Raw genomic sequence first — 21,707 nt, forward strand, 5'->3', positions numbered from 1 at the left:
GGGTAAGGATGTTAAAAATACGTGAAGCAGAGCTCAAAGATGCTCAGATATTACAGGTGTTATTGGATCAATTGGGTTATGTTGAATCTGTTGAATTCATTATGAGCAAAATCAAAACATTTGCAGAAGATCCTCATCAATATATTTTTGTAGCTCAGATAGGTGCTGAAGTTGCAGGTTTTTTGTCTTTAAGCATGATTCCGCAAATTGCGGTAGCGGGTGATTTCGCTCGAGTCGCCTATTTGTGTGTGGAGAAAAAGTTTAGAGGACAAAAAGTTGGTCAGGCATTGTTAGCCTATGCGGAAGAGATTGCACGACAGCGTGGCTGTGATCGGATGGAATTACATTCAAGTGATCATCGAAAGCTGGCGCATCAGTTTTACCTTGCTCAGGGATATGAAGATGCGCCAAAATATTTTCGTAAATTTCTTGATACCTCAGTGAAGAAATAACTGTGGATCTACGCGGGCATTATTCAAGCTCATTCCCCAATGTAAATGGGGGCCCGTCACTCGTCCAGTTTTTCCAACTAATCCTAGAACCTCTCCTTGGTGAATTTTCTGGCCTTGTTTTACTTCAATCTTACTTAAATGACAAAACATGCTGATTAAACCTTGCCCATGATCAATCAGTACCGTTTTCCCATTAAAAAAATAATCACCCATTTGCACCACTATGCCATCAGCAGGTGCGATAACTTTTTGCCCAATAGGTGCGGGAATATCTAGACCCGAATGCGGCGCACGTTCTTCACCATTAAAAAAACGTTTACGGCCAAAAGAATTACTAAATTGGCCTGAAGTAGGACGTATGAAGTGAGGCAGAGACTGCCATGTACTCGCTGTAAATGAATTATAGATATCATTTTGTGCTTTGGCTTCACTCGCATAACGTGTGAGTTGAGCTTCTGAAGGATTTACATAATCCTGATTTTTGACAGTAATACGCTGCTCTGCATATGCATAAGGTTGAATTTCTATTTGAATGGGTTGCTTATTGGTGTCTAGTTTTAGCAAACCTATTGGTGTATTTAAAGGAATACCTAAAATCGCATAACGTTGAGAGTTTTCCTGAGTAATGAGAACTTTTTCCTGATTAAAACGAACATATTCAATATCTGGACTGAGGGCAATAACAGCGATACCACCTGGACGTCGTGAGTCTTGAGGTAATTGCGCATACAAAACAGGAGATGCTAATAAAAATAAGGACAAAATAGAAAAAGTATACTTTTTAAACATGGAAATCAGTAATCAAGAAGATTTAGAACCATTTTTATCAGATGTGACATCGAAAATCTGTTGTTTTGATTTATGTATTTTAATTTGAATAGAGTGCCTATTACTTAATGCACGCTTATTAACAAAACTGCATACAGACTCACTTGAAAATGATTTGAAATGCACCCATATTAGAACTAAGTTTTATTTGCATAAATCTTATTATAACGCTATGAAAAATATGGTAAAAACTTATAAAAATATTTGAAATTTATAAAAGCGTTCCCATGTATTAAGCAAGTAACAAATTGATGATGAGGAATAACAATAATGCGTTTCGAAAAATTTACGAATCGATTGCAACAAGCTTTGTCAGATGCTCAATCATTGGCGACTGGCAAAGACCATACTGCTATTGATGGTATTCATATCCTTTCAGTTTTACTGGAAGAACCATCAAATTTAAGTCTGTTGCAGCAATCAGGTGCAAGATTACCCGAACTTAAACAAAAGCTAGAGCAGGCGATTAAAGATGCACCTACCATTTCCAATCCCACAGGTGATGTCAATCTGAACCCCGAGGCGGTTAAAGTTTTGAATCTGGCGGATCGTCATGCTCAAAAAGCGGGTGATGAGTTTCTATCAACAGATTGGGTGCTTCTGGCATTAACTGAAACTGGAAGTACCAAAAGTTTATTAAATAGCGTAGGCGTAACGACAGAGGCACTGCGTAAAGTTATTGAATCTATTCGAGGGGACGATAAAGTCATGAGTAATAATCACGAAGATCAACGTGACTCATTAAATAAATATACCATCGATTTAACCGAACGCGCGTTGGCAGGAAAACTTGATCCTGTCATTGGACGCGATGATGAAATTCGCCGGACGATTCAGGTGCTTTCACGTCGTACTAAAAACAATCCTGTTTTGATTGGTGAACCTGGTGTAGGTAAAACCGCAATTGTAGAGGGTCTGGCGCAACGTATCGTCAATGGTGAAGTACCAGAAAGTCTAAAAAATAAACGTGTATTGTCGCTAGATTTAGGTTCATTACTGGCTGGCGCGAAATATCGTGGTGAATTTGAAGAACGCCTAAAAGCGGTATTGAATGATTTGGCCAAACAAGATGGTAACGTCATTTTATTTATTGATGAATTACATACCTTAGTTGGCGCGGGTAAAACAGATGGTGCAATGGATGCCGGAAACATGTTGAAGCCTGCGTTGGCACGTGGTGAGTTACGTTGTGTAGGGGCAACCACACTCGATGAATATCGCCAGTATATTGAAAAAGATGCTGCACTTGAGCGTCGTTTCCAGAAAGTTCAGGTGGACGAACCTAGTGTTGAAGATACCATTGCGATTTTACGTGGATTAAAAGAGAAATATGCCGCGCATCATGGCGTACAAATCCTCGACTCCGCTATTATTGCGGCGGCAAAAATGTCACATCGTTATATCACAGATCGCCAATTGCCTGATAAAGCCATTGACTTGATTGATGAAGCAGCATCACGTATCAAAATGGAGATTGATTCTAAACCAGAAGCTTTGGATCGTCTGGAACGTCGGATCATTCAGCTTAAAATGCAGCTTGAAGCAGTAAAACGTGACGAAGATGCTGGAAGTAAAGCTGAAATTAATCACCTTGAAGAGCAGATTTCAATCATTGAGAAAGAATACAATGATATGGAAGAGATCTGGAAAGCCGAAAAAACATTGGTTGAAGGTGATAAAAAAGCTCAAATCGAACTTGACCAAGCTCGTATAGCTTTTGATAAGGCACAGCGTGAAGGCGATTTGGCAGAAGCTGCGCGATTACAATACGGTGTAATCCCAGAATTGCAAAAACGTCTTGAGCAAGCTGAGGTTGCCGAAGAAAATGAAGAGCCGAAACTGATTCGTACCAAAGTTACTGAAAATGAAATTGCAGAAGTGGTAAGTGCGGCAACTGGTATTCCTGTGGCGAAAATGCTGCAAGGCGAACGTGAAAAACTTCTAAATATGGAAGAATTTCTACATAACCGTGTGGTTGGTCAAAACGAAGCTGTGGTTGCAGTGTCTAATGCCGTTCGCCGTTCGCGTGCTGGTTTGTCCGATCCAAACCGTCCAAGTGGATCATTTCTATTTCTTGGGCCAACGGGGGTAGGTAAAACAGAGTTAACCAAAGCTTTGGCGAATTTCCTGTTTGATAGTGACGATGCCATGATTCGTATCGATATGAGTGAATTTATGGAGAAACATTCAGTCAGCCGTTTGGTTGGTGCACCTCCAGGTTATGTTGGTTACGAAGAAGGGGGTGTGCTTACAGAAGCTGTGCGTCGTAAGCCGTATAGTGTAGTGCTATTTGATGAAGTGGAAAAAGCACATCCAGATGTGTTTAATATCTTGCTACAGGTCTTGGATGATGGACGTTTAACGGATTCACAAGGTCGCGTAGTTGATTTTAAAAACACCGTGATTGTGATGACATCTAATCTTGGTTCGCAAGATGTGCGTGAATTGGGTGAAGGTGCGACAGATGATGAAGTTCGTGCCATAGTAATGGCTGCTGTAAGTCAACACTTCCGTCCTGAGTTTATTAACCGTATTGATGAACTGGTGGTATTCCATTCATTGCAGAAATCACAGATTCGTGGCATTGCCGATATTCAACTTGATCGTTTACGTTCACGTTTGGCAGATCGTGAAATTGGCTTGACCATTGATGATAGTGCCTTTGATATCTTGATTGATGCTGGATTTGATCCTGTTTATGGTGCGCGTCCGCTAAAACGTGCGATTCAGCAACAGGTGGAAAATACACTTGCTCAAAAAATTCTGGCGGGTGACTTTCAATCGGGAGACAACATTATTATCAAGGGCGATCATGGTCATTTGGTGTTTGATAAATTAAAACTCAGTTAATATTCGCTTGAATATTGATCCCATAAAGAGGACGTTTTAACAACGTCCTCTTTTTTATCGCTAAATATGCTGAATCTAATCGACAGATTATCGGGAAGTTATTTCTAATCATTGCAGATTAAGCTAAATCTTGTTAGCGTCAAATCAAATAAGAAGAACTGATTGAATAAAGGAAGAATCACGTGATGGAATGTAAAGGATCTACACTTTCTACAATGTTTATTTTGTTAGGAAGTTTGGGGTGTTCAGGTTACACCATTTCTGCCACTCCATTAAATGAAGGGGGATTGAGAAATGAAAGTGATTTACTGGAGCGGGTGACTCCACCTGTGGTGAAAGCCGTTGAACAGGATGTAAAAAAACCAGTTCCAGAGCAGAAAGATCTCAATCAAACGATTGCGAAGAAACATATCAAACAGCTCACGCAAGATAATTTGGATGCGAGTGTTTTATCAGAACATGAAGAGCAAAAGAAAATCACCGAACCTACAAAAGTCAGTGTGTATTTGCAACAACAAATTCAAGAGCTACCACCTTACGAGGAAAAAATTCGTCTGGATAAACTGAATTTTAGTGGTCCTCAATTGGGAAATGCGAAGGGTGATGTCACGATTACCATTAATAAATAAAGCCTATTGAAATTTCAACAGGCTTTATTTATTTAATCGATTACTCTTTTTCAAGGCATAATTTTAGTTCTGTAGATGTTGAATTTTCCATGCGCGATGAATTTTTTGATTCCGCTTAAAATCGAGTCCAATAGTGTCTTGGGTGATTTCTTGTGCATCAAATAAAGCGTCGATTTCTTCGTCTAGCTCGAAACCGCGATAGTTATTGGAAAAGTATAACGTTCCACCCGCGCTTAAACGATTCATAGCTCGTTTTAATAAAGAAACATGGTCGCGTTGAATGTCAAAAGTACCATAGAACTTTTTTGAGTTGGAGAAGGTTGGGGGATCAATAAAAATCAGATCATATTGTTCATGACCTTCTTTCAGCCATTCAAAGCAGTCACTGGCAAAAAACATATGTTGTTCATCTGCATGGTCAACAGTAAGACCATTTAAAACAAAGTTCTCTTTTGACCAGTTCAAATAAGTATTGGATAAATCTACGCTAGTCGTGCTGGCGGCACCGCCAAGTGCGGCATGTACGCTTGCCGTGGAGGTATAGCTGAATAGATTAAGGAAATGCTTGCCACGTGCTTCATTAGCAATACGCAAACGCATTTGACGATGATCTAAAAACAGACCTGTATCCAGATAGTCAGTCAAATTCACTAAAATTTTAGCTTGACCTTCCTGAACGATAAAACGTTTTGATACCGTACTTTGTTTAGTGTACTGACTTTTACCTTCTTGTCTTGCACGAGTTTTAATAAAAACCGCTTCACGAGGTAACCCCGTCACTGCACGAATGGCAGCTAAAGCCAGATTAAAACGTTTTTTGGCTTTTTCTGGATCAATTTTTTTCGGTGGTGCATATTCTTGCACATGCAATTTATCACCATACAAATCCACTGCGACATTAAAATCCGGTAAGTCTGCGTCATAAAGGCGTAGACAGAAAACTTGATCTTTAATTGCCCATTTCTTTAACGCCAGCATATTCTTTTGTAGGCGATTGGCAAAATCTTGTGCGCCTTCAATTTCGACAGGATCAGCATGCCAATGGGTCAAGAAAGGTTGATGATTCGTAATGGGTTTTACTTGACCAAAACGGATGTAAATCGGCAATTTACCATTCATCAAACGTAGGGTTTCAGGTTCACTGAATGCCAACACATCTGCCTGTTCAATTTGTGCGGCAATCACAGCAGCGTGTTGATTTGGAAAATGTTGTTGCAACAGGGCAGACAAACCTAAATATAAAGCACGATTTGAAGCTTTATCCCCTAGACGTTCACCATAAGGTGGATTAGTCACTACAAGTGCATTTTTATAAGTATTTTCAAAAGATGGCCAATCTGCAAGTGGGCGTTCCTCGATCTGAATCTGGTCGAGTAATTTTTCAAAACCTGCTGCGATAATATTTTGACGAGTGGCTTTCACAGCTTCCCAGTCAGCATCGAATGCATAAAATTTTGGGAGTGGCTTTTCCAAAGCTGCTTCATGACGTTGCGCTGCTTCTGCTTTAAGCTCAAGCCATAATTCATGGTCATGGCCATGCCAACCATTAAATCCAAATCGACGAACAAGACCTGGAGCGCGATCCGTCAAAATCATTAAAGCTTCTATAATAAAAGTACCTGAACCACACATCGGATCAAGAATTAAATCAGGTTGCAATACTGACAATTTCGCTTTTTGTAAAATTGCAGCTGCCAGATTTTCCTTAATCGGTGCTTCAGTCATATAACGACGATAACCACGTTTATGTAGCGAATCGCCTGATAAATCTAGACAAAATGTATGTTCAGTTTTGCCTGCCAATACAAATAAAGTAATTTCGGGTTGTTTAGTATCAATACTCGGGCGACGACCAACAGCTTCCATAAAAGAATCTACTACGCCATCTTTGGCTCTAAGGGTAGCAAATTGAGTATTAACCTTGATATCACGTTCAACATGTAAACGAATGGCAAAAGTGCTTTGTGGAGCAAAAATAAGTGACCAGTCAAAGCTTAAAGCGCCCTCGTATAGTTCTTCAGCCACATCCCGAGCATCATGACTACGCTCTAGTTCATAGGTATGAATTGGTTTTAACACCCGGGATGCCAAACGCGACCACATACAAATCCGATAAGCTTGCTCTAAAGTACCTTGAAAAATAAGACGACCCGCAAAACGTTCTGTCTGCTCAATACCTAAACCTTGTAATTCTTGTTGCAGTAAGGTTTCTAGTCCATCTGCACAGGTAACCCAATATGTAGAAAGACGTTGCGGTGAATTCATTCAATTTTCCAAGAGCAGCTAAAGCAATCGACTATTTTAACGTATTTTGAAGGGGAAAACTTGTTCATTTGCCTAAAACTTCAACTGCCCGATTGAGAAAAATATCTGTATAATGCGTTAACTTAACGTCTAAGGAATCTCTCATGCACTTGGCGGCATTGCATACACCGAGTCAGATTCAGCTCAATCAGCAGGGCAATTTAAAACACTTCCTGACCATCGAAGGTCTTTCTAAAGAAACGCTCATAAAAATTCTCGATACCGCACAATCTTTTATCAATGATCAAAATCAGTTGATCACAACGCCATTACTTGAAGGGCGTACCGTGATGAATTTATTTTTTGAAAATTCTACTCGTACTCGCACTACCTTTGAAGCTGCAGCGAAACGTCTGTCGGCCAATGTATTAAATATCGATATTGCACGTTCGAGTACCTCTAAAGGGGAAACCTTACGGGATACTCTCTGGAACCTTGAGGCAATGGCAGCGGATATTTTTGTGGTACGCCATTCTTCTTCAGGTGCAGCACATTTCATTGCTAAAGATGTTTGCCCAAATCTAGCGATTATCAATGCAGGAGATGGTCGCCATGCGCACCCCACTCAGGCTATGCTGGATATGCTCACTATTCGTCGCGATACTCACAAACCATTTGAAGAACTCAGTGTGGCCATTATTGGGGATATTAAACATTCACGTGTTGCACGTTCTGATATTGCAGCTTTGCAAACGCTGGGCTGCAAAGATATTCGTGTCATTGCACCCAATACATTATTACCTGTCGGTTTTAGTGAATTTGGCGATCATGTCCGTTTGTTTAATAAAATGGATGAAGGAGTTCAGGATTGTGATGTGATTATTGCACTTCGGATTCAAAATGAACGGATTGATTCACCTGCTTTATCGTCTCAATCTGAATTTTATCGTATGTACGGATTAAATCAGGAACGTTTAGCTTTAGCCAAGCCCGACTGTATTGTGATGCATCCAGGCCCGATGAATCGAGGTGTTGAGATTGATTCCAGCATTGCCGATGGTCCTCGTTCTGTGATTTTACATCAGGTGACCAATGGCATTGCTGTGCGTATGGCAGTCTTGGCATTGACGATGCAAGGCCAGTTACAGGAACAAGGTTTAATCGAAGCAATTGCGGGATAAGAGATCGAAATCATGAGCAATGTAAAACTTGAAAATGTCCGTTTACTTGATCCTGTTGAGAAAATTGACCGCGTAACCACTGTTTTTTTACAAAATGGAAAAATGGTCAAATCACTTGATCAAATTGATCAGAGTATCGATGCACAAGGTAAATGGTTGATGCCAACCATGGTAGATTTGTGCGCGCGTGTAAGAGAGCCGGGACAACAACAGCATGGTACATTAAAGTCCGAAGGTCTGGCTGCACGTGAAAATGGCATTTTACATGTGATCACTCCACCTGATTCCAAACCAATTGTGCAGGATAACGGAGCTTTGATTCATGGCTTAATTGAAAAAGCATGGACCGATGGAAAGTTTCATTTGCATATTATTGGCGCACAGACTCAAGGGTTATGGGGTAAGCAACCTGCCAATATGGCAGCGTTGAAAAAGGGGGGATGTACTGCGGTTTCTAATGCCAATGCAGCCTTTGAAGACGATGATGTGGTCATTCGCACACTAGAATATGCAGCAGGTTTGGGTTTAACCGTGGTATTTTATCCAGAAGAGCCGCAAATTGCTAAAGATGGCTGTGTACATGAAGGGTTTATCGCTTCACGTCAGGGTTTGCCTATGATTCCTGCGATTGCAGAAACCATTGCGATTGCCAAATATTTAATTATGATTGAAGCTACGGGAGTGCGGGCACATTTTGGATTGTTGTCTTCTGGAAAATCAATTGAATTGATTGAAGCGGCTAAAGCCAAAGGTTTGCCAGTCACGGCTGACGTTGCGATGCATCAGTTACATTTAACAGAATCGTTGATTGATGGCTTTAATTCACTTGCCCATGTCCGTCCGCCCTTGCGTTCCGAGCAAGATAAAGAGCAATTACGTCAGGCTCTTAAGTCAGGCGTGATTGATGCAATTTGCACTCACCATGAGCCGTTGAGTAGTTCAGCGAAAATGATGCCATTTGCAGAAACCCTGCCGGGGATCAGTGCTTTTGATACTTATGTTGCATTAGGAGTACAACTGGTTAAAGAAGGTTTATTTGAACCACTTGAATGGGTTGAAAAAGTCACTTTAGCTCCTGCACAAGTGGCAAACATGCTGGAACGCTGGCAGGCAGAGAAAGGTTGGGTGCTAGTGGATCCTGATCTAGCATGGACAGTGGAAAAGAAAAGTATTCTTTCCAGTGGTAAAAATACGCCACTTTTAAACCAGAATTTGACTGGAAAAGTCATTCAAACTTTTCTAAGTTAAAAAATCTCCCCCACTGAGTTGGGGGGATTTATTTTAAATACATAAAAAAATTCATTATGAATTGTAATATATATTTTAATGAGATAGCTCAAGAACTAAAGATGTAATTTGATGTGTTAGTCTGGAGTCTTATTTTTTAGAGTAGTATGATGTCTTTTCAATAAGACAGAAAGACATATAAATAAAATATTTTATGAAAATTTAATTAAAAAACATGCAGTATCCATAAAAATTATACTAAGGATGCCAAAGAAGAATACAAAATATTGAATGTAAAAAAAGTATGGATTTTGGTGAAGTAGCTTATTTAACTGATGTTTTTCAATTTTATAATAAAACTCCTTTCCGTAAAGTTTTTAAATTTTGTTATTTTTTTATATTGAGTGTTTCACGCAAAAAAACTAAGGAAAGGGTACTTAGAAAATAAAAATCAAAATAATTTAAAGGCGGTTTGTAAAGGTCGTCATATTTAAACATAATTTTGCAAATTTCTTTTAGATTTTTGTTTATATCAATGTATTGAACTGCGAAAGAAAATAAATATAAAAAAGAGAAAACTATAGTCAAAAATACAAATGGCATAGTTTTTATAAATAATAAAAATTTATTCATGACATTTTATTAACTCTCAAAAAAAGATAACCTTTATCTGCTATTATTCTTGCTCCTTTACTAAATCCCCATCCTAATAAAGCCGAAGCCCCAGCAGCAAGACCGAGTAAAATTAGTGATGTCCCCCCAGTGGCTACTGTAAATACAATAAATGCTCTTACACTACCGCCAATTAAACCACCAACAATCTTTGAACTTTCAACAACAGTTGTTCTTGCTTTTTCTTCTTTTTTTGCATGAGCAATAGCCTCTTCTGCATTGTAAACATCCAAAGCAAGGAATAAATATCCTCCACCTTTTATATGTTTACCCATTTTTCCAAGTTCACTCATCTTTTTTACATATTCCTTTATTCCACTTTTGTAAACTTCTCCTCTTGCAAATGTAGATTGGCTAATGATACGTCTCATATTATCAGTCTTATTGGTCATGCACCTAACACTCATTAAGACTATTGTACGAAATATAATATAAAAAATTATTTAAAATTTTATTTGTGTAGAAGGTGTTTTGTACATAAAAATATAATGATTTTAATTCTTGTCATTAAATGACAAGTAAGTTTGTATTTAAAACAAAATAATTAAAATTCTTGATTAATAAATATGGGATTATTAAGATGTAGCTGATATAAATAATCAAAAGCGATTGTCTAAAAGCATGAAATTTCCCCCTATTTGTACCGTATTGTTAACTACAACTTTATTTGTTGGTTGTGACTACTTTAAAAATAAAAAAACTGAAAACAAAGCTCATAATATTTCAAATTTCAGTTGTACTGATCCTGATAATCTCAATAAAATTCAGATTAATTTAAAAGCTGAATATATAAAAGTCATTGAAAAAAATCTGCGTCAATCTTCTAGATATGATGAAGCTGACCAAAATCTGTTGGAAAAAATTAATAAAGGTTTGCGATTTGAAATTAAAACTATTCGTACATTGACTGAAGATATCAAGACTGCAAAAGAGCTTAATTGTGAAAGTCAAATGGTGGTATCTTTTCCAAAAGGTTTAATACAACGTGCAGAAAATGCTTATCAGGCTTATATTGAAAATGTTGAAGTAGAAGGATATCCAACGGTAAAAGATTATCTAGATGATAATGAATCAGGTTTGACGGTAACAGATGATGAGTTACGGGGTAACTTTTTATATAGCATCACCAAGACAGATAAAGAGGGTTTGAGTCTAAGTGTACAGAACCAAAAAGAAATATTAGAAGACGTTGCTTTTATTACAAAGCACGCGGTTCTTTTTGAAAGTTATGTCAAAAAAAATAAAGAATATCATTCCATAATGCAGGATAATGACCAGAAATACGCTGCACAATATAATCTGGCAAAACAGGCAATGGATATTCGTAAAAAAGAACTGGAAGCCGAAAAACAGAAACAGGTTGAACGGCTGAATCAGACATGGGATAACTTTACAGAAGAACAGCGTGAACGATTTAAACAGGATCAAGCGGATTGGTTTGAAAAAAGAGATATAGACTGTAAAGTCATTGCACAAAAGCCTGTCTATGAAATTCCTGAAAATGAAAGAGAAACTTATCAAAAACAATCTGACTATTGGGATGAGGTATTAAATGATCAAAATATCGAAGTGCAATATACAAAATGCTTTAATCAGCGGACAATTGAACGAGTGATATATTTAAATAATCTATTTAATTAAAATTGTTTGATAAAAATCTGATATTTGCAGAGGGCGATTGATTCGTCCTTTCTTTATTGGCATGCTTAAGCCTATTTGTGTAGATGGATTGGGGTATGCGGATCAGTTTTATAGGTTCTGGAAAAGTTGCAACACATTTAGCCCACGCATTTGCTCAACAGCATCAAATTGTACAGATTTTGAGTCGTCATTTGGAACATGCAGAAAAACTTGCTAGTCAGGTGGGTGCCCAAGCGATAAATGAGTATAACCGAATCAATCCCAATACAGATTTATTGGTTCTTGCCGTAAGCGATCAGGCTATTTCGCAAGTAGTTCAATCTATTCATACACTTTTAGAGCATGTTTTGATTGTCCATACGTCGGGGAGCACCGATCTTAAGGTTTTATCTGATTTCTATCCGAATGCCGGTGTGTTTTATCCACTTCAGACTTTTAGTTTTGAAAGTGAAATTAATTGGACCGAAACCCCTTTATTTATTGAGGCGATTCAAGAAAAAAGTGGTCGAATTTTAAATGATCTGGCCAATAGCCTAAGTAAACGTGTGTATTCTTATTCATCTGCTCAACGTTTAAGTTTGCATTTGGCTGCTGTTTTTGCCTGTAATTTTAGTAATTATTGTTATGATATGGCAAAACAAATTGTAGATCAGCAACATGTTGATTTTTCATTGCTTTATCCTTTGATGCTGGAAACGGCAAAAAAAGCAACTCAATATAATCCGATGCAGGTACAAACGGGGCCAGCTGCTCGACAAGATTATAATATTCTAAAAATGCATCAAAATTTGTTGCAAAAAGCTGATCGATCAGATCTCAAAGAAATTTATCAAATTCTGAGTCAGGCGATTATTCATCGACATCATCTTGAATCCTAAACAAAGAAGAGGGTTAAAATAATATGGCAAAAGATTTTACGTCACAGCAGGTGGTTGATGGTTATGATCAACATATTCGTAAATTGATTCCAGGTTATGAAGTAGTTCATCAGCAAATACGGGCATTGCTGACAACATATTTACCTAAACGTGCCAATATCTTAGTCGTGGGTTGTGGAACAGGCTATGAGCTTCGTTATTTGCTGCAAGCTTTTCCAGAATGGAGTTTTACTGCAACAGACTTATCTGCCACTATGTTGGATAAAGCAAAGGCAAGTGTTAAAGATGTTGATACACAATATCGGGTACGTTTTATATTAGGTGATGTACCTACATTAGATGATATGAATCATTTTGATGCTGCGCTTTCTATATTGGTTACGCACTTTGTCCCGTTTAGCACGAAGTTGGTATTTTTAGATGCCATAAGAAAGCGAATTAAAGCCGGTGGTCTATTCTTAACTTTTGACTTAACTGCCATGCAAACTGAACAAGAACAAGAAGCATTAAAAAATATTTGTGAAAGTAATGGATTAACAGAAGTGCAAACAAGTGCAATGTTGAAAAGACTTTCAGATGATTTTTATGCTTTATCCGATAATCAAACTTTTGATTTGCTTGAAAAGGCGGGTTTTAGTCCAGTCAGGCGTTTTACTCAAATTTTAAGTTATCAGGGTTTTTTGGCTTTCGTAAAATAACAAAATTTAGATTTCACTGAAACAGTTCAATGGTTGCTTGCCTATTTTTGTTGAGATATAAAATTATAGTCATCCCGACCATTTAAAAATGAGAAGACAATACCTTCATTCCTATTTGACAAAGGCTAACTGGCATTCAAGATACTGAAAAATCTCGATCATTTTACGGGATCAGATAAGTTTTTTGGAATTAATGAATAAAGAAACAATAAAAGAGCATGACTATTTTATGAGCGAACCTAATGCAACGCATTCACCTTTAGCAGATTCTGATCAAAATCTGCGAAGTACAGTCAGTTATTTGTCACGGACAACATTATGCTGCTGTGAAGAATGCGATGCGCTTTATCGAAAAGTAAAGCTTGAACGGGGTGAGCGTGCGTACTGTCATTGTTGTGGTGCTGAGCTTTATCGGCAGGTTAAACCTTTCAATACATTGCTGGCGCTGGTCATTACTGCATTAATTATTTTTATTGTGGCCAATAGTTTTCCAATCGTTAGTGTAGAGCTCAATGGCAATATATCCCAGACAACACTGCTAGGTGCAGCCTTGACTATGTTTCATATTGATCGAGGGTTTGTTGGGGTTCTTATCTTAATCACTACATTTATTGTTCCACTTACAGATTTATTACTATTAACTTATATTTTTGGATCGGTCAGTATTTTTAAAACACGGCCAAAGTATTTAACGCCTGCTTTAAGAACGATCTATGTATTCAGAACATGGGGGATGGTTGAAGTTTTTTTAATTGGTGTTCTGGTGACATTGGTTAAATTGATGGGAATGGTGGTAGTAATTCCGGGTATCGCTTTATGGGCATTTGCGATATTAAGCCTGTTACTGGTGTATATCGCTTCAGTCAAAGTTAAAGATATTTGGGATGAAGTTGATCGGTGCTTGTCATGAAAAAGATCAAACAAATTGGAAAGCAATTATATAACCAAGAGTATATTGCCGATGACGATGCTCGTACTAATCCCGTTATTCCACGAGCCATCGATCTTGCATTCGTTACTTGCCATTGTTGCGGTTTGCTTAATACACAAACAAATCAAATGGATCAGCATCAATATTGTAGTAGATGTCGAACAGCTTTGCATGTACGCAAAGACCATAGCCAAAGTCGAACCCTGGCATTGGTCATTGCTGCGACTATTTTGTATATACCCGCAAATCTACTGCCGATGACGATTACAGATTCATTATTAGGGCATCAACAAGATACGATTATGAGCGGTGTAATCTATTTTTGGCAAAGTGGTGATTACTTTGTTGCAGCGGTGATTTTTACTGCAAGTATATTTATCCCGATGGTAAAATTGCTGATTTTATACTTTTTAGTGTTTGTGGTGCGAATGCAATCCTCAGCACAATGGAATATGTTACCTTCACATTGCAGCGTGTTATATCGTATTGTTGAGTTTGTTGGACGCTGGTCCATGATTGATGTTTTTGTCGTAGCGTTATTGACGGCACTTATACAGATTCAATCATTAGCAACTATTTTGGCAGGGCCGGGTGCTGTTGCCTTTGGGGCAGTTGTCGTGCTGACCATGTTTGCCTCATTAAGTTTTGACCCACGTATCATTTGGGATAATTATTATGCGTCTCAAAATAGATTACAAAAGCAACCTAATTCTACGAAAAAGACCATGATTAATCAGATAAATCATTTACCATCGAAGAATGATTTTTTTCAGCCTCGTTAAAAAGAACATGAATGATGACGGAAAATAATACAACCAATAGCAATCCAGATCATGATCTGAATCAGACAGTTGAAACTTTGCCACCCCCCCAGAAAAAAAAGGGTAAGTGGAGACCTGCACTGATTTGGTTGATTCCTTTTATTGCATTATTAATTGCACTTTCTTTAGCCATAAAATCTATTTTGGCGATCGGACCTACTATTCATGTGTCATTCCGAACGGCTGAAGGATTAGTTGCTGGAAAAACGACTGTAAAATATCGACAGGTGGATATTGGTTTGGTCCGTGAAATAGTACTTTCAGATGATCGCTCCCATGTGATTGCTAAAATTGAGTTACGTAAGGATGCAAGTAATTTTGCTGCAAAAGATTCGCGTTTCTGGGTGGTTCGTCCACGAGTGGGCACCAGTGGAGTTTCTGGAATTGATACGCTGTTTTCAGGGTCTTATATCGAGGTTGATGGCGGAAAATCAGATGAGAAAAAAGAAGATTTTAATGGACTGGAAGTTCCTCCAGTAGTGACCTCAGATGTGCCAGGAAAAAGATTTTTCTTAAAGGCTAAAGATTTAGGTTCATTGGATATTGGTTCTCCAATTTATTATCGGCGAATTAATGTGGGTCAGATTACCGCTTATAACTTGGCTAATGATGGTAAATATGTGGAACTTCAGACGTTCATCCGTTCACCTTATGACAAGTTTGTAACTCAGGATGCTCGTTTTTGGCAAGCCAGTGGCGTAGATGTAACCTTAAATGCTTCTGGATTTAATCTAGATACTCAATCATTAGCCAGTATTGTGGCGGGTGGTATTGCCTTTGGATATCCTGAAAATTCAAATGCACAAATTGCCCAGAATTTAAGTCATTTTAATTTATGGGATTCAAAAGCCGAGGCTTTAAAAGATCCTGACGGCAAACCAATTAGCGTAGTGATGTATTTTGACCAATCATTACGAGGATTGACCGCAGGTGCTCCGATTGATTTTATGGGTATTGAAGTAGGAAATATCAAATCAATCAATGCTGAGTTTGATCGTAATTACAGTCGTGTTCGTATGCGAGCAGAAGGTACTATTTATCCATCGCGTTTAGCACATGGTCAGGATATGGATCCGAATGGCGAAATTTTTAAACGCTTTGTCCAAAATGGTTGGCGAGCACAAATGCGAACAGGTAATTTACTGACAGGCCAAAATTATATTGCTTTTGATCTTTTCCCTAAAGCCAAGCCCGCGTTTATAAAAGTATTACCAAATGGTACTTTTGAAGTGCCAACAATGCCATCTGAGTTAAAAGGATTGCAGGCTCAGGTTTCCCAGATCGCGGATAAATTGACAAAATTCCCGTTGGTTGAAATTGGGCAAGATATGCGTAAAACATTGGATAATATGAATACTGCCATTGATTCAACTAATCAGTTGGTTCAACAGCTCGATGGTAAAGTTGCGCCAGAATTACAGTCTACCTTAAATGATGTACGTGGTACTTTACGGTCTACCGAATCCATTTTATCCAGTGATGCGCCGTTGCAACGTGATGTGCGCCGTGCCTTACAGCAAATGACTCGTGCAGCAGCATCATTACAATTAATGTCAGACTATATTGAACAGCATCCAGAATCCTTGATTCGAGGTAAAACCCCTGAGGTTGATCGAAATGAAAAATAAAAATTATTTTAGACTAGGACTGGTAGCAACAGTGATATTTGTCAGTGCTTGCTCTAGTTCACCAACGCCTAACTATTATACTTTGCAAGCCAAAGTGACCCCCATACAGAACTCGGGGGTAAATGTTATCGAAGTATTGCCTGTAGGATTGCCAGATCGTTTAGATCGAGCATCCATTGTTCTACAGGATAATCAGGGTAAGTCAAAAGTGCTGGACAATGATCGCTGGACATCGACTTTAAGTACACAATTACGCGATGGTTTATCGGCTGGATTGCAACAAAAATTGGGTGCTGTTGATCGTTATAATAGTGGAATGACGGCAGGTCAGGTGTCATATCGTATTGCGACGGATTTTTCAAATTTTGATGTCATTGACGGTTTAAACCGTTCGGCTTTTACAGATTCTAATGATCATTATATAAATGTCATGGTGACATGGATTGTAAAACCTGATATTTCCGCTGTGCAGAACTCAGCCGCTTTAGCTCAAAGAAATCTAGCAAATCGTTCACTGAGTTGTAGAACCAGTTTTACCGTGCCTATTCAGGGTGAAAGTAGGAATATCCACAATATTGTGATCGCATCTACACAATCACTAAACCGAATCATTGACAATATTGCTAGCTCTGTTGTCATGTTAAATGCGAACAAAATGGTGAATGTGAATGGAGTCACGTGTTCCTAATTTTAATTCACATTAAGATAACGGAATATTTAATATCTGATGGCTTAATTTTCTGAAAAGTTTTCCCTCAAGACTTATTATCGCCATCAGATCAAACTAAATAACGAAGATAAAGTAAAAAATGCAATATCAGAGAACTTGTCAATGCAGAAAAATATCATGTATGTTTAAGATGAACTAATTGCAGCATTCTTATATAACCATTTAATTTAAAAGAATAAATAATCTTTAATTGGCTTTTATTAATTAATTTAATCAATTCAATATTCTTATTCACGAGAATGCTTTATCGACTGATCAATGATGGAGTCAGAGCTGGCAAACTACTGACTAAAGAGCAATCTCAATAACTACAGTCCATTGAATATTTTGATTTAAAAACATATCACTGAATGAAAATACCATAAAACATGCACGAGAAGACTGGTATTCAATCATATTCGGTTAGGCCTGAATTTTATGGTCGCTTAAACATACAGTCGTTTGTTCTAAGATCATTTTAAGCATTTATTTAAATTTTAATTTTGCCAAGCGCTTGCTTGGTTTTTATGGGTTTGCTACTTTAGTGTTCATTCAACATTTGAAAAACAATGACCACTAATTGCTAGGAAGCAGAATATGCATCTTAATCCTGTGTACTATAATGAGCAGCATCTTGAATTTGCCAAGAGTATTAGACGCTTTGTGGAAAAAGAGATTTCACCCTTTATTAATGAATGGGATGAGAGCGAAACCTTTCCGCGAGAACTTTATAAAAAAGCAGCTGATATTGGTTTATTGGGGCTCGGTTTTGAAGAACAATATGGTGGAGTTGCAGGAACAGATGCATTTTATACGTTGTTAGCTTCGATTGAGCTGGCAAAATGTGCCTCGGGTGGTTTAGCTGCGTCCTTACTTTCACATACGATTGGCGCGCCACCGATCCAGCATTTTGCAAACGAAGAAGTCAAAGCTCAAGTCCTCCCGCAAATTTTATCAGGTGAAAAGATCTCTGCATTAGCCATTACTGAACCCGGTGGTGGCTCGGATGTGGCCGCTCTTAAAACAAAAGCTGTGCGCGAGGGAGAGTATTTTCTGGTAAGTGGTGAAAAGACGTTTATCACTTCAGGAATGCGGGCTGATTATTATTCAGTTGCGGTTCGTACCGATCCGAATGCGAAAGGCGCAAATGGTATTTCAATGCTTTTAATTGACGCACACAGTGACGGGATTAGTAAAACTAAACTGGATAAAATGGGTTGGTGGGCTTCAGATACGGCACATTTGCATTTTGACAACGTCAAAGTGCCAGCCAGCCATTTATTAGGCCCTGAAAATATGGGCTTTTTGGTGATTATGAATAACTTTAATATGGAGCGTTTTTTCCTTGCAGCAAGTAGTTATGGCTTTGCTTTGACTTGCTATGAAGAGGCGCTGGATTGGGCTCGGCAGCGTCAAACCTTTGGCAAGCGTTTGGTTGATCATCAAGTCATGCGTCATAAGTTGGTGGATATGGCAACTCGATTGACTGCAACGCGTGCTTTATTGGAGGATATTGCTTATCGCTTGGGTAAGCCAGAATTGCAGGGCAGTGAACTGATTGCCCAGATTTGTATGCTTAAGAATGTTGCTACTCAAACCATGCAATTCTGTGCAGATGCTGCAGTGCAGACGCTTGGGGGTATGGGCTTTATGCGTGGTACTAAATCCGAACGTATTTATCGTGAAGTGAAGGTGAATATGATTGGTGGCGGTGCAGAAGAGATTATGAAGGACCTAATTAGTAAGCAATTGGGGTATTAAACTTATTTGCTAGCTCATTAAAAGTGCGGTTAAAACACCGCACTTTTTCATTTTGAAATTTATTCTAGTTCAGCTAATTCTTCTAAAGAAATTTGACGGATTTCAAAGATGGGTTGTTTTAGAAATGAATTCAGTGCTTTGATATCAATAAATTTTATGCTGTCTAGTGCAATACCTTCGATGCTATCTTTTTCAGAATCATAGCGAATATCTGAAGTCTGCTCGATAAATTGTTTGAATAGCAATGGACTATCACTTAAGTCAGCAAGTGGCTTGTCCATCAAGGCTTCAAACTCATAGTCCATCGCATAAATATTGGATTCCCACGTAACATCACTAAAGTTTTCATCTTGGCTCGAAATAATGCTGCCAGTTTCATAGCCAGAAAAATAGTCTTCTTCTGAATTAATCCAGAGGACATAGCAAGGTTGTGTCGCATCGACTTCTATGAGTTGATACCAGACAATACCCGAAATTTTGGCAAATTCGAAAGCATCATCTTCATTGAGCTTTGGAATTTCACCATCTTCGATATCAAATTTTTTGCCTGTTTTTTCTAATACTAAAGCTTCAAGTTTCTCGTAGATTTCATCATCTACTTCGCCATTGCCGATATCATAGTTACAAAGCTCATCATAATATAAGCCTTCAACGACTAGGGTTTTATATGCCTTTTCCGCCTCAGCTTTATCTGTATAAATCTGTTTGATTGCCCCAGTTGAAACGCAGTTGGTCAGATGCCATTCGTCATTGTAAGCAAAGTCATTTTGACGAATCACGTATTGGATATTACTCATTTTTATTTCCCCTTAAGTTAAGCAATTTTAGTTTTTAATTCTTGCAATTTTGCTGCACTAGGTGGCACAGCCATGCCATTGTCCATCCAGAGTTCAAAACGCATAGGATTGAAAAAGAAATCAGGACGAATATCAAAATCCATAAATTTGGCTTCACCTTTTCCCATCAGCGGAAGAATGGTATTGATAAACCAACTATTGTGGGTGATCAGTAATGACTTTAATTGTCCTGTCACCGATAACGGCGAGAGCAAAGTTGCTGATAGCTTTGGGTCATCAATCACATCAGCGTGGAATTTCTCTAGGCGTTTCGCCAGTCCATCTGTAGGGATATCCTGCATCGCGGCAACAAAATCGCCAATGGTTGGAATAAAGCGGTGATGAAAATCAACCAATAGGTGGTCTTTTTCACATAGGTCTTTTACTTCAATGCTATTCCCAGCACTATTTTTGAAGTGATGGCCAAAGATCGGAATAATCACTTCTTGAACACCCCAAAAGGTATGCAAGATACGATGGCGATTGTCGGTACACAACATTTTGGTGCTGTCGATTAGCGCATGAATATCAATATAATCTTCAAGCTCGCCCCCACGACGTTTCACCGAAATATTGGCATGTTGTACTGGATTCATTTTTACTAATTCTTATAATCGCTTGATGTTTAATAACAATAACAGCTTTCTAATACAACGAATATAGATAAATAGACGTGAGCGATAAGCTGTGTCGTGCTTAAAGGGGCAGATCGTCTGGTTGGATATTGGCTTCTAGTCGATGCAAGTTCAGAGTTTGAAATACTTGTGTAAAACTAATTGCAGTCCTTGCCGCAATGGCCATGACTGGTATAAGGATCAAAGGTTTCATAACCTAAATAGGCAGAATGGAAGTAGCTACGAATAATATTCGAGTAAGCATGTTTGATTTGCGTTAAATCACTGAGTTGAGGCTTACGCAAATAGACTGGCCTCATTTCACCGCCATTTCCAAAACCATTTCGGTGAGTTCATCAAGACTAATTTTTCCTTCAGGTTTATACCACGTTACTGTCCACGAAATAGCCCCGCCCATTAAACGACGCCAGATAAAAGCATCATGTTTAACTTTGCCTTGAACGCATAATTTTTCAATGACATCTAGCCAAACTTGCTCATATTCATTACGCATTTTAAGTATGTATGCTTGTTTTTCTTTAGAAAGTGCCGCCCATTCATGTACTAGAACAGCCATTGCTGCACCTGTATCACCTGTAATTGAAACTAATTCAGCTTTAATGAGATGGCGTAACTGCTGTTCAGGATCAGCTGAGCGTTCAGCCGCTTCTTTTAAACGTGCAAAGTTATAAATAATGGTTTGTTCCATTACCGTGGCTAGAATGTCATCTTTGCTTTTAAAATGATGAAACAAACTTCCAGATTGAATCCCAATGAATTCACCAAGTTGACGAACCGTAGTTTTGTCATAACCCTGCTTATAAAATAGATAGGCGGCACCTTGCAATAAACGCCCACGTGGACTGTCATCAAAACAAACAATTTTGGGTATTTGCTCAATTGAAGTTGCGATCATGCTTATCCGTCTATCCTATTGATCTGAGAGGTATTGTAACAAAATTCATTTTATGAATTGTCTTATCTTTTTATAACAAGCATTTGCTTGAATTTGACTGTTTTTGCCAATACAGCATAGCATTATGCACTTTACAAACCAAGCACTTGCTTGGTAATGTTAAAGCGTTTTTTGCAAGAACAATGAGAAAG

At 38.3% G+C, this 21,707-nt stretch carries 19 protein-coding genes and 1 pseudogene; 13 read left to right on the top strand and 7 right to left on the bottom strand.

Features of this window, described 5'->3' with window-relative positions; genetic code table 11:
• Window positions 1–8: 8 nt before the first annotated feature.
• Window positions 9–452, top strand: a complete 444-nt coding sequence (locus tag IAE19_RS05305) for a GNAT family N-acetyltransferase (RefSeq protein ID WP_200459903.1) — start codon at window positions 9–11, stop codon at window positions 450–452.
• Here IAE19_RS05305 and IAE19_RS05310 read toward each other — a convergent pair.
• On the bottom strand, window positions 438–1,241 hold the full coding sequence (locus tag IAE19_RS05310; protein ID WP_200459904.1) for a peptidoglycan DD-metalloendopeptidase family protein: 804 nt from the start codon (window positions 1,239–1,241) through the stop codon (window positions 438–440). The genes IAE19_RS05305 and IAE19_RS05310 overlap by 15 nt on opposite strands.
• Before the next feature lie 309 nt (window positions 1,242–1,550).
• Between IAE19_RS05310 and clpB the strand changes: the two genes are divergently transcribed.
• Both clpB and IAE19_RS05320 read left to right on the top strand, forming a co-directional pair.
• On the top strand, window positions 1,551–4,130 hold the full coding sequence (clpB, locus tag IAE19_RS05315; RefSeq protein WP_200459905.1) for an ATP-dependent chaperone ClpB: 2,580 nt from the start codon (window positions 1,551–1,553) through the stop codon (window positions 4,128–4,130).
• Window positions 4,131–4,315: 185 nt separating this feature from the next.
• On the top strand, window positions 4,316–4,759 hold the full coding sequence (locus tag IAE19_RS05320) for a hypothetical protein (RefSeq protein ID WP_200460270.1): 444 nt from the start codon (window positions 4,316–4,318) through the stop codon (window positions 4,757–4,759).
• A gap of 63 nt (window positions 4,760–4,822) precedes the next feature.
• Here IAE19_RS05320 and rlmKL read toward each other — a convergent pair whose 3' ends face one another.
• The gene (gene rlmKL / locus IAE19_RS05325; protein ID WP_200459906.1) at window positions 4,823–7,024 is read right to left on the bottom strand and encodes a bifunctional 23S rRNA (guanine(2069)-N(7))-methyltransferase RlmK/23S rRNA (guanine(2445)-N(2))-methyltransferase RlmL; all 2,202 of its coding nucleotides are present in this window, start codon (window positions 7,022–7,024) and stop codon (window positions 4,823–4,825) included.
• 143 nt (window positions 7,025–7,167) lie between these two features.
• On the opposite strand from rlmKL, the gene IAE19_RS05330 reads away from it, so the two are divergent.
• On the top strand, window positions 7,168–8,184 hold the full coding sequence (locus tag IAE19_RS05330; protein ID WP_200459907.1) for an aspartate carbamoyltransferase catalytic subunit: 1,017 nt from the start codon (window positions 7,168–7,170) through the stop codon (window positions 8,182–8,184).
• Between the two features lie 12 nt (window positions 8,185–8,196).
• On the top strand, window positions 8,197–9,432 hold the full coding sequence (locus tag IAE19_RS05335; RefSeq protein WP_200459908.1) for a dihydroorotase: 1,236 nt from the start codon (window positions 8,197–8,199) through the stop codon (window positions 9,430–9,432).
• Window positions 9,433–10,040: 608 nt separating this feature from the next.
• On the opposite strand, the gene IAE19_RS05340 is transcribed toward IAE19_RS05335, so the two are convergent.
• Window positions 10,041–10,475 carry a hypothetical protein gene (locus IAE19_RS05340; RefSeq protein WP_227610871.1) on the bottom strand — a complete coding sequence of 145 codons (435 nt, stop codon included), beginning with the start codon at window positions 10,473–10,475 and terminating at the stop codon, window positions 10,041–10,043.
• A gap of 229 nt (window positions 10,476–10,704) precedes the next feature.
• Between IAE19_RS05340 and IAE19_RS05345 the strand changes: the two genes are divergently transcribed.
• The 8 genes from IAE19_RS05345 to IAE19_RS05380 all read left to right on the top strand — a co-directional run bounded on the left by IAE19_RS05345 (window position 10,705) and on the right by IAE19_RS05380 (window position 19,150).
• Window positions 10,705–11,724 (top strand): DUF1311 domain-containing protein, encoded by a 1,020-nt coding sequence (locus IAE19_RS05345; protein ID WP_200459909.1) that lies wholly within the window; start codon window positions 10,705–10,707, stop codon window positions 11,722–11,724.
• Window positions 11,725–11,819: 95 nt separating this feature from the next.
• Window positions 11,820–12,602, top strand: a complete 783-nt coding sequence (locus IAE19_RS05350) for a Rossmann-like and DUF2520 domain-containing protein (protein WP_200459910.1) — start codon at window positions 11,820–11,822, stop codon at window positions 12,600–12,602.
• A gap of 23 nt (window positions 12,603–12,625) precedes the next feature.
• Complete coding sequence (locus tag IAE19_RS05355; protein ID WP_200459911.1) at window positions 12,626–13,300, top strand: class I SAM-dependent methyltransferase; 675 nt, start codon at window positions 12,626–12,628, stop codon at window positions 13,298–13,300.
• 229 nt (window positions 13,301–13,529) lie between these two features.
• Entirely contained in the window at window positions 13,530–14,210 is a 681-nt protein-coding gene (locus IAE19_RS05360) for a paraquat-inducible protein A (protein WP_200459912.1), read from the top strand.
• The gene (locus tag IAE19_RS05365) at window positions 14,207–15,013 is read left to right on the top strand and encodes a paraquat-inducible protein A (protein ID WP_200459913.1); all 807 of its coding nucleotides are present in this window, start codon (window positions 14,207–14,209) and stop codon (window positions 15,011–15,013) included. The genes IAE19_RS05360 and IAE19_RS05365 overlap by 4 nt, the downstream gene beginning before the upstream one ends.
• A gap of 14 nt (window positions 15,014–15,027) precedes the next feature.
• A complete protein-coding gene (locus tag IAE19_RS05370; protein WP_200460272.1) occupies window positions 15,028–16,680 on the top strand; it encodes an intermembrane transport protein PqiB in 1,653 nt (550 codons plus the stop codon).
• On the top strand, window positions 16,670–17,368 hold the full coding sequence (locus tag IAE19_RS05375; RefSeq protein WP_200459914.1) for a membrane integrity-associated transporter subunit PqiC: 699 nt from the start codon (window positions 16,670–16,672) through the stop codon (window positions 17,366–17,368). The genes IAE19_RS05370 and IAE19_RS05375 overlap by 11 nt, the downstream gene beginning before the upstream one ends.
• Before the next feature lie 618 nt (window positions 17,369–17,986).
• Entirely contained in the window at window positions 17,987–19,150 is a 1,164-nt protein-coding gene (locus tag IAE19_RS05380) for an acyl-CoA dehydrogenase family protein (RefSeq protein ID WP_200459915.1), read from the top strand.
• Window positions 19,151–19,209: 59 nt separating this feature from the next.
• On the opposite strand, the gene IAE19_RS05385 is transcribed toward IAE19_RS05380, so the two are convergent.
• The 4 genes and pseudogenes from IAE19_RS05385 to IAE19_RS05400 all read right to left on the bottom strand — a co-directional run bounded on the left by IAE19_RS05385 (window position 19,210) and on the right by IAE19_RS05400 (window position 21,516).
• Window positions 19,210–19,947 carry a hypothetical protein gene (locus IAE19_RS05385; protein WP_200459916.1) on the bottom strand — a complete coding sequence of 246 codons (738 nt, stop codon included), beginning with the start codon at window positions 19,945–19,947 and terminating at the stop codon, window positions 19,210–19,212.
• A gap of 17 nt (window positions 19,948–19,964) precedes the next feature.
• Window positions 19,965–20,582: a DUF6915 family protein gene (locus IAE19_RS05390; protein WP_200459917.1), complete on the bottom strand. Its 618-nt coding sequence runs from the start codon at window positions 20,580–20,582 to the stop codon at window positions 19,965–19,967.
• 106 nt (window positions 20,583–20,688) lie between these two features.
• A pseudogene (locus tag IAE19_RS05395) lies at window positions 20,689–20,920 on the bottom strand (RimJ/RimL family protein N-acetyltransferase); the annotation flags it as partial.
• Window positions 20,917–21,516, bottom strand: coding sequence for a TetR/AcrR family transcriptional regulator (locus IAE19_RS05400; RefSeq protein ID WP_200459918.1), 600 nt, complete (start codon window positions 21,514–21,516; stop codon window positions 20,917–20,919). The gene IAE19_RS05400 and the pseudogene IAE19_RS05395, both read right to left, overlap by 4 nt.
• Window positions 21,517–21,707 lie beyond the last annotated feature (191 nt).

Source organism: Acinetobacter sp. S40 (genome assembly GCF_016624705.1).
Classification (GTDB): Bacteria; Pseudomonadota; Gammaproteobacteria; order Pseudomonadales; family Moraxellaceae; genus Acinetobacter.